The organism is Catenulispora pinisilvae (genome assembly GCF_015356865.1).
GTDB classification, from domain to species: Bacteria; Actinomycetota; Actinomycetes; order Streptomycetales; family Catenulisporaceae; genus Catenulispora; species Catenulispora pinisilvae.
Genome location: NZ_JAAFZA010000118.1, coordinates 25,170 through 31,195, shown reverse-complemented (window position 1 = coordinate 31,195; position 6,026 = coordinate 25,170). Strand labels below are relative to the sequence as shown.

The window sequence follows — 6,026 nt, the reverse complement described above, 5'->3', positions numbered from 1 at the left end:
CTCCGCCCCCGCCGCGCCGCAAGCGGCGCAGCCCACCCAGACCGCCGAGGCGGTCACGCCGGTTCAGAACCCTGAAGTCCCTGAACCGGCTGCCACCCCGGCCGCCTCGGCTCCCGCTCCCGCCGCCCGCAAGCCGACCCCGCGCTGGGCCCTGGGCACCGCGGTCGTCGCGGTCCCGGCGGTGATCGCCGGCGCCGTGATCGTCGCGGTCGGCCCCGACTCCGGCGGCAAGGGCGCGCAGACCATCGAGGTCTCCTCCGCGTCCTGCGGCAAGGGCTTCGGCGACCTGACCACCGGCGAGCACGTGTTCCAGATGAAGAACACCGGCGACGTGGCCGCCGAGGTCTACCTGATGGACCCGTCGAGCAGCGCGGTCTACGGCGAGATCGAGAGCCTGGCCCCGGGCACCACCCGGCCGATGACCGCCACGATCGGCACCGGCACGTACGCCTGGCGCTGCGTCCCGAACGGCAAGGACGCGGTCACCTCGGAGTCCAAGCGGGCCAGCGGCACCGGCAGCAGCACGACCGCGGTCGTGCCGATCACCGAGAAGGACCTGGAAGCCCCGCTGGATCAATACCGCGCCTACGTCACCGAGCACCTGAACGAGCTGGCCGGCGACACCGACACGCTGAAGCAGGACGTGGACTCCGGCGACCTGCCGAAGGCCAAGCAGGACTGGCTGACCGCGCACCTGGCGTACAACCGGCTCGGCGCCGCGTACGGCACCTTCCAGGACTGGGACAAGAAGATCGACGGCCGCGCCGACGGCCTCACCGGCAAGGTCCAGGACCCGGACTTCACCGGCTTCCACCGCCTGGAGTACGGACTCTGGCACGGCGCGGCGGCGGCCGCCCTGGCCCCGGTCGCCGACCAGCTGGCCGCCGACGTCCACGGCCTGGTCGGCGACTGGCCCAAGCAGGACTTCGACCCCGCCGACCTGCCGCTGCGCGCCCACGAGATCCTGGAGAACACCCTCCAGTTCCAGCTCACCGGCGACGCCGACTACGGCTCGGGCAGCACACTGGCCACCGCCGAGGCCAACCTGACCGGCACCCGCGAGGTGCTGACCGTGATCAGGCCCCTGGTCCAGGCCCGCGACCCGCGAGGGCTGGCCGGGATCGACAGCTGGCTCGACCGCTTCGGCGCGGTGGTGGACGCGGCCAAGCAGCCTGACGGCACCTGGACCCCGGTGGCCCAGCTCGACCCGGCGGCGCGCCAGAAGCTGAACGGGACGCTGGGGGAGCTGCTGGAGCAGCTGTCGGTGGTGCCGGACCTGCTGGAGATCCGGAAGGCGACGTGAGCGGGGTCTTCAGGCCCGCCCCCGAATCGCCGACCGCCGACTGGCGCAGATGGAAGTGTTTTGAGATGACCGAGCAGAACCAGACCCCTGAGGCCGCCTCGCAGCAGGCTGCCGCCTCCCAGCCCGCCACCTGCCCCTTCGACCACAAAGCCTTCGCCCGCCGCGCGATGCTCAAGGGCGCGGCGGCCGGTGTCGCCGGCGCCGCGGTCGTCGGCGCCACCGGCTTGGCCATGAACAAAGCCTCGGCCGACGCGGCTCCGGCCGCCGCCGGCGCCACCGGCTCCGGCCGGGCCCTGCCGTTCCACGGCGCGCACCAGCAGGGCGTCACCACGCCGGCGCAGAAGCACCTCACGCTCGCCGTGTTCGACGTCATCGCCGCCGACAAGGCCGAGCTGACCGCCCTGTTCCAGACCCTCACCGAGCGGGCCCGGTTCCTGACCGCCGGTGGCACCCCGCCCGACCTCGGCGTCGGCGCTCCGCCTTCGGACAGCGGCATCCTGGGTCCCACGGTCCCGGCCGACGGGCTGACCGTCACGCTCGGCGTCGGCGCCTCGCTCTTCGACGCGCGCTTCGGGCTGGCCGCCAGGAAGCCCGCGCGGCTGACGCCGATGAAGACCTTCCCGAACGACAACCTGGACCCGGCCGAGTGCCACGGCGACCTGTCGCTCCAGATCTGCGCCGACAGCCAGGACACCGTGGTGCACGCCATCCGCGACATCGCCAAGCACACCCGCTCCGGCATGCAGCTGAAGTACCGCCTCGACGGCTGGGCCAACGATCCGCGGCCCACCGGGGCGCAGCGCAACCTGCTCGGCTTCCACGACGGCATCGCGAACCCGCAGACCGACCACGAGTTCGACTACCTGGTCTGGGTGCAGCCCGGCGGCCCGGAGCCGGCCTGGACCGCCGGCGGCAGCTACCAGGTGGTGCGGCGGATCCGGATGCTGGTCGAGTTCTGGGACCGGGTGTCGCTGCTGGAGCAGGAGAAGATGATCGGCCGCCGCCGGGACACCGGGGCCCCGCTGGACGGCGCCGCGCAGGCCGACGTCCCGCAGTACGCGAAGGACCCCAAGGGCGCCAACATCCCGCTGGACGCGCACATCCGGCTGGCCAACCCGCGCACCCCGGAGACCGACCGGAACCGGGTCCTGCGGCGCGGCTACAACTACGACCGCGGCTTCGACGCCGTCGGCGACCTCGACATGGGCCTGGCGTTCGTCGCCTACCAGCAGGACATCCAGCGCCAGTTCGAGTTCGTGCAGACCAAGCTGATCGACGAGCCGCTGGTGGACTACATCTCGCCGGTCGGCGGCGGCTACTTCTTCGTGCTGCCCGGGGTGAAGGACGCCGCCGACCACTTCGGCAGCGCGCTGCTGGCCTGAACCGGGTATCTGGCCTGAACCGCGTATCTGGCCTGAACCGCATATTCGGTGGCACCCCCCTCCCGCTGTCCCTAGCCTGAGGGCGTGCCCATCGAGATCAAGATCGTCACCGAGTCCGATTTCGACGACTTCAACGACGTGGCCGACATCGGCTTCCTGAGGCTTCGGGAGCGCGGCCAGGGCCCGTTCCGCCGAACCCTGTTCGCCGACGAGATCGCCGCGGGCCGGGCGATCGGCGCCTACGACGGCGGCCGCGTGGTCGGCACCTTCGCGAACTACGCCAACACCGTGACCGTCCCCGGCGGCGCCGCGGTGCCGGTGAGCGCGGTCACCGCGGTGACGGTCGCGCAGACCCACCGCCGACGCGGCATCCTGTCCTCGATGACGGCCAAGGCGTTCCGGCAGTCGGCCGACGCCGGGGTGCCGCTGTCGATGCTGATCCCGTCCGAGTGGCCGATCTACGGCCGCTACGGCTACGGCCACGCCACCGACGAGACCCGCTACACCTTCGAAAGCAAGCGCTGTGCCACGGTGCGGCCGCTGCCGGGCACCGTGGACTTCGTCTCAGCCCCGGAATGGGTCCAGGCCGGACAGGCCGTCTACGAACGCGTCCGCGTCGCCACCCCGGGGGCCGTCGAGCGGCGCAACTCGTGGTGGGAACGCGAAGCCGGCCTGCTGACCCACGACGGCGAGCCGCGCGACAAGGAATGGCTGTTCGTGGTCTACCGCGACGAGGACGGGACCCCGCGCGGCGTCGCGACCTACCAGCCGCGCGAAGGCGGCTGGGAGGGCTTCGTCCCGGACAACAGCGCCGAGGTCTACATGATCGCCGAGGACTACGTGGCCCGCGTCCGGCTGCTCCAGTTCCTGTGGGAGCAGGACTGGCTCTCCTCGTTCTCGGTCGATAGGTTCCCGGCCGACGACACCTGGCGGCACCTCATGGTCGACCCGCGTCTGGCCCGCCAGAAGCAGCGCTACGACGTGCTCTGGGTCCGCGTGCTCGACGTCGTGGCGGCGCTGGAGGCGCGTACCTACGAAGGCGAGGGCCGACTGGTCCTGGCCGTCACCGACCCGGACGGCTACGCCGACGGCGTGTACGCCCTCGAAGGCGGCCCGGCCGGCGCCACGGCGAAGCGCAGCACTGAGACCCCCGACCTGACGCTGCCCGTGCAGACCCTCGGCGCGCTCTACCTCGGCCAGCACGCGGCCAGCGCGCTGGCCCGGGTCGGGGAGGCCGCCGAGGAGAAGCCCGGGGCACTGGCGCTCGCCGACCGGATGTTCAAGACGGCGGTCCCGCCCTACTGCGTCACCTGGTTCTGAGTGCCAGTCGTGCCGGCCGTGCCGGTCGTCCTAGTCCGTCGGTCCCGGCCGGGTCGCCCGCTCGTCGATCTCCATCCAGGACTGCGGCCGCGCCACCGGGACGAACCCGGCCTTGGCATACGTCGCGTGCTTGTCCTTGGTGGCCAGCAGGAACCGGTTGATCCCGATCGCCTTCAGGTCGGCCACGATCTCCCGGGACAGCCACGGGCCGACGCCCTTGCCGCGGTAGGCCTCGTCGACGTAGACGTCGCAGAAGTAGGCGAAGGTGGCGTGGTCGGAGATCACCCGGGTGACACCGATCATGGTGTCGCGGTCGGCGTAGACGCCGTAGACGTGCGACCCGGCGAGCGAGCGTTCGACGGCGTCCCGCGGGCGGCCCGCACCCCACCAGGACTCCTCGGCGATCCATCGGTACACCTTGCCGGCGTCGACCAGAGCCGGGTCGTCGCTGATGAACAATCCGTCCTCGCGCGTCACTTCCATGACCAGAAGTCGATCACATCGCGGCCGGCCGGGCCATCGCCAATGACGCAGAAGTGGCCTGGTCCCGATGTCGCCAGACATCGGGACCAGGCCACCGTCGTTTCCCCAGGCCGCCGCGCGACCAGCGCCGTGGCGGAAAAGCGTCAGTCGCGGCCCTTCTGCTTGCCGCGCCGCGAACCGAAGACGATCTCGTCCCAGGACGGCACCGTGGCCCGCCGCCCCGGCCGCACGCCGTCGGCCTCGGCCTGCCGGTCGGTGGTGCCGACCATCCGCTCCCGGTGCGGGACGGTGGTGCGCGGGCCGAAGATCGCGTCGTCGAAGGCCGAACCGGCCGACTGCCCGGCCACCGCGGCGATCGGCGCCGGGGAGCGGGTGTCGGCGGCGTCGAGGAAGTCGAAGTCCTCCTCGGGGCTGTTCGCCGGGCTCGGGACGCCCGCGGTGCCGTTGGCCGCCGCGGCGGCCGAAGCCGAGGCGGACGCCGAAGCGGCGGCCGAGGCCGGCATCGAGGACGGGTGCCGTTCCACGGACGCGGTCCGCTCGGCGGCCGTGCGCTCGCGATCGCGGTCCCGTTCGCGCTCCCGCTCCAGCGCGCCGCCGGAGCCGTTCGCGGAGGACTCGGCGGGACGCCGACGGGCCTCCAGGTGCACCAGCGCGCCGCCGGCCGAGGAGCCGTTGGTGCTCGGCGCCGGGCCCGGCAGCACGGTCCCGCCGGAGAGCACGGAGGCCGCGGCGAAGGGGAACATCGGCTCGGCGGCCGCGATCGAGGACGCGTCGGAGGACAGCAGGCGGGCCTCGTCGTCCTCGGGCGTCACCAGCCGGCGCGGCGGGTCGAAGGCCCACAGCGCCTCGTACGTCTCCCCGGAGATCTTGTAGATGGCCTGCACGGTCCACGTGCCGTCGTCGCGCCGCCAGGAGTCCCAGTGCACGGCGGCCGGGTCCTCGGCGCCGCGCTTGGCCAGCCGCTCGCCGACGATCTCGCCGAGCTTCTGCCCGTGGTTCTCGCCCTGCCGGCGCACCTGCGTGTTCTGAGCCTTTTCCGCCATGAAAGCGCGCTCGGCGAGGATCGGTCCCTCGAACCGGCGGATGCGCTCCACGGAGATGCCGCAGGCGTCGGCGACCTCCTGCGCGGTCGCGCCCGCGCGGATGCGGGACTGGATGTCGCGGGGGCGGAGCTGACCCTCTGCCTCTATCTCGATCTGGCCCAGCCGGGCCCGATCGCCGCGGACGGCCGCCCGAAGACGCTCGTCGATGGTCAGATGGAATTCCTGGCCGTCGTTCGAGCGCAGCACAAGTCGCTGACCGTCGCTGGTGACGGCCATGACGCGGAGCTCAGTCACGAGCGGACCTCCCTTCGACGAGTGCTGCCAGCTAGACCGTACTGCATCGACACGCCGATCGGGTACGGGAAACGGATGAGGTCGCCCGGACAGCAAGGGTTGTCGGTCATTTGTCGTACGCCGTCCAGTTGTGGGATGTCAGTTCAGTGATCCCCCCGCGGATCACCCCTCCCGCCTTGAACCGGGTACATTCCCACACAT

General features: G+C 72.1%; 5 protein-coding genes. 3 read left to right on the top strand and 2 right to left on the bottom strand.

All coding sequences use genetic code 11. The annotated features are described in order from the left end of the window. The 3 genes from IZR01_RS28350 to IZR01_RS28340 all read left to right on the top strand — a co-directional run. Positions 1 to 1,303 (top strand): EfeM/EfeO family lipoprotein (locus tag IZR01_RS28350; RefSeq protein WP_194925622.1); only part of this gene is annotated, 1,303 nt, incomplete at its 5' end. A gap of 65 nt (positions 1,304 to 1,368) precedes the next feature. Beyond that, positions 1,369 to 2,685 (top strand): iron uptake transporter deferrochelatase/peroxidase subunit, encoded by a 1,317-nt coding sequence (efeB, locus tag IZR01_RS28345; RefSeq protein ID WP_194925621.1) that lies wholly within the window; start codon positions 1,369 to 1,371, stop codon positions 2,683 to 2,685. Between the two features lie 84 nt (positions 2,686 to 2,769). Continuing rightward, on the top strand, positions 2,770 to 4,005 hold the full coding sequence (locus IZR01_RS28340; protein ID WP_194925620.1) for a GNAT family N-acetyltransferase: 1,236 nt from the start codon (positions 2,770 to 2,772) through the stop codon (positions 4,003 to 4,005). A gap of 30 nt (positions 4,006 to 4,035) precedes the next feature. Here IZR01_RS28340 and IZR01_RS28335 read toward each other — a convergent pair whose 3' ends face one another. Both IZR01_RS28335 and sepH read right to left on the bottom strand, forming a co-directional pair. Next, positions 4,036 to 4,488 (bottom strand): GNAT family N-acetyltransferase, encoded by a 453-nt coding sequence (locus IZR01_RS28335; RefSeq protein ID WP_194899785.1) that lies wholly within the window; start codon positions 4,486 to 4,488, stop codon positions 4,036 to 4,038. A gap of 143 nt (positions 4,489 to 4,631) precedes the next feature. Next, entirely contained in the window at positions 4,632 to 5,825 is a 1,194-nt protein-coding gene (gene sepH, locus IZR01_RS28330; RefSeq protein WP_194925619.1) for a septation protein SepH, read from the bottom strand. Positions 5,826 to 6,026: the final 201 nt, after the last annotated feature.